Raw genomic sequence first — 3,160 nt, forward strand, 5'->3', positions numbered from 1 at the left:
AATCTACAGTATGGAGTGGGAGCCCAAATCGCAATGACAACCCCGATGCTTTGGGTGCTTTACCAGAAGTGAGAAAACTACTTTTTGAAGATAAATATGTGGAAGCCAATGCGCTTGCTGAAAAGGCTATCCAGTCTAAAAAGAACAACGGAATGAAGTATCAGCCAGTGGGCGATTTAAATCTGAACTTTCCGGGGCATGAAAACTTTTCGAACTATTACCGCGAGCTAAATCTTGCTGATGCCGTAGTTAAAAGTACTTACGTAGTTAATGGAGTTACTTATACCCGCACCATTTTTTCTTCTATACCAGATCAGGCAATAGTAGTCAGGTTAACCGCGAGTAAGCCAGGTAGCATAACGTTTAACGCATCAATGGCAACTGAGCACAAAGGGTCTGCTAAAGCTATTAATACAAATGAAATACACTTGTCGGGAATAAGCAGCGACAGAGAGAACGTTCCAGGTAAGGTTAAATTTAATGCAATAGCAAAAGTTAAAAATGAAGGTGGACAGCTTTCTTTATCAGATGATCAGGTTAGTGTTAAAGGAGCGAACAGTGTTACCATATATGTTTCTATTGCAACCAATTTTGTGAACTATAACGACATCAGTGCTGATGAAAACAAACGCTCTGAAACCTATTTGAATGCTGCGTTAAAGAAAAGCTATCCTCAGCTATTGAAGGATCATGTTGCAGCTTATCAAAAATATTTTAACCGTGTAAAAATTGATCTTGGTAAAACAGATTCTATTAAGAATCCTACAGATGTTAGGTTAAAGGACTTTGCAAATGGCAATGACCCTCAATTGGCAGCTATTTATTATCAGTTTGGTCGTTATTTATTGATCTCGTCTTCTCAGCCAGGTGGCCAACCTGCCAACCTGCAAGGAATTTGGAACAATAAAATGGATCCGCCATGGGGAAGTAAATATACCATTAACATTAATACTGAAATGAACTACTGGCCAGCTGAAGGGACTAACCTGACCGAAATGCATAACCCGCTGATAGAAATGGTAAAAGACCTTTCTCATACAGGGCGCGAAACTRCAAAGGTTATGTATGGCTCCGGCGGTTGGGTAACACACCATAACACGGATCTTTGGAGAATAACCGGCCCGGTTGATGGTATTTATTCTGCAATGTGGCCTATGGGCGGAGCGTGGTTAAGTCGCCATGTTTGGGAAAAGTATTTATATAACGGAGACAAAAAATACCTTGCCACAGTATACCCGGCATTAAAAGGTGCGGCAGAGTTTTATTTGGATTTCCTTGTAGAAGAACCAGTTCATAAATGGATGGTGGTATCGCCCTCTATGTCGCCAGAAAATGCACCAAGAGCTCATAAAGGTAAATCTATAGCCGCTGGTGCTACTATGGATAACCAGCTTGTGTTTGATCTGTTCTCTAACACCATAAGAGCTGCCGAGGCACTAAATACGGATAAAGATCTTGTAGCTAAAATTAAGGCCATGCGTAATAGGCTTGCCCCAATGCAGGTAGGGCAGTACGGCCAACTGCAGGAATGGATGCAGGATCTGGATGATCCTAATGACAAACACAGGCATGTTTCTCACCTTTTTGGTTTGTATCCTGCAAATCAGATTTCTCCTTTACGTACTCCTGAATTGTTTGACGCTGCGCATACCTCATTGATCCAGAGGGGAGATGTTTCTACAGGATGGTCTATGGGATGGAAGGTAAACCTGTGGGCCAGATTACAGGATGGTAATCATGCTTATAAACTAATTAGAAACCAGCTTACGCCTACAGGATTAAATAAAGGTGGTGAAAACAGTGGCGGGGGAACGTACCCTAATTTGTTTGATGCACATCCTCCTTTCCAGATAGATGGTAATTTTGGATGCACGGCAGGTATTACTGAAATGTTATTACAGGCCCACGATGGCTCTATCCAACTGCTTCCGGCGATGCCTGATGAATGGAAGGACGGAAGTATTAGTGGGTTAAGAGCTCCAGGAGGTTTTGAAATTGAGAACATCACCTGGAAAAATGGAAAATTGAGCAAGGTTACCATTAAATCAAAACTTGGTGGTAATTGTCGCTTACGTGTTCCTAATGTGCTAAAAGGAAACTCTCTTAAACCCGCAAAAGGAGATAACCCAAATCAGTTTTATCAGATTGATAAAATAGCTACACCAGTTATATCTGCTAAGGCCAACCTGAATAAGCCATCCATTAACGAAACCATTCTTTATGATTTCGATACCACTGCTGGTAAAACATATACTTTCATTAGTGAGTAATTTAAAAGATGAAAATGTTATTTAGTCTATTACTTGCACTTTGCTTTTATACTAACTCTAATGCGGTTACTAAAGTAGCCTGCATTGGAGCAAGTATAACTTATGGGGCAATGGTGGAAAACAGGGAGCAAAACTCCTTTCCGGCTCAGCTTCAAAGATATCTGGGAAGCAGTTATGCCGTAGAAAACTATGGTGTAAGTGGTTGTACGCTTCTGCGAAACGGGGATTCACCATATTACAAAACCAATGAGTATCAGAAAGCTTTAAAGCGTAATCCTGATATTGTGGTTATTGATCTTGGTGGAAATGATAGCAAATTGATTAACAGATCCAGATTAAATGAATATGAGCAGGATTACCATGCTATGATTAAATCTTTTAAAGATTTGTCTTCCCATCCACGTATTATATTGCTGTTACCTGTAGTGTCTTTTGTAGCGGATACAGCAGGAATATGGGATCCTGTGATTGTAAAACAGATTATCCCAAAAATAATGAATGTGGCCAATGAGAATAAAGTGGAGGTTTTAGATATGCATGTTTTGTTGATAGATAAGCCTGAACTTATGCCAGATAAAATACATCCTAATGCAGAAGGATCCAGAATTATGGCGAAACGTATATTTAGAAAGATCAAGTTTAATAAATAACACTTAATGAAAAATATACTATTTTTAAAAAAACAAATTAATTGTATATTTCCAAACACTTAATCTATCCCTTAAGATGATTTTGCTAACCAAATAACCATTATATTATGAACGAAAACATTAACAAGAGTGCCTTATTCAACGGGAGTTGCTTTGCCGTGATTACCACAGCTTTTACCTTCTCTATTCGGGCGGGTATTTTACCCCAGCTCGGAGCGCAATTTAACCTGACTGCAGAAC

General features: G+C 39.6%; 2 protein-coding genes. Both read left to right on the forward strand.

The genetic code is table 11. The features are described 5' to 3' along the window. Positions 1–2,270, forward strand: a 2,270-nt coding sequence (locus AC1DDX_RS25795; protein ID WP_477622856.1) for a glycoside hydrolase family 95 protein, incomplete at its 5' end; no start/stop codon positions are given. A 14-nt stretch (positions 2,271–2,284) separates the two neighbouring features. Next, positions 2,285–2,920, forward strand: a complete 636-nt coding sequence (locus AC1DDX_RS25800) for a GDSL-type esterase/lipase family protein (RefSeq protein WP_337718173.1) — start codon at positions 2,285–2,287, stop codon at positions 2,918–2,920. Positions 2,921–3,160: the final 240 nt, after the last annotated feature.

This window comes from Pedobacter sp. 10L46_2, from assembly GCF_056395165.1.

Excerpts from the sequence above, each read along its gene's own strand:
- AC1DDX_RS25800 (WP_337718173.1), top strand. The coding sequence starts at position 2,285 with ATGTTATTTAGTCTATTACTTGCACTTTGCTTTTATACTAACTCTAAT.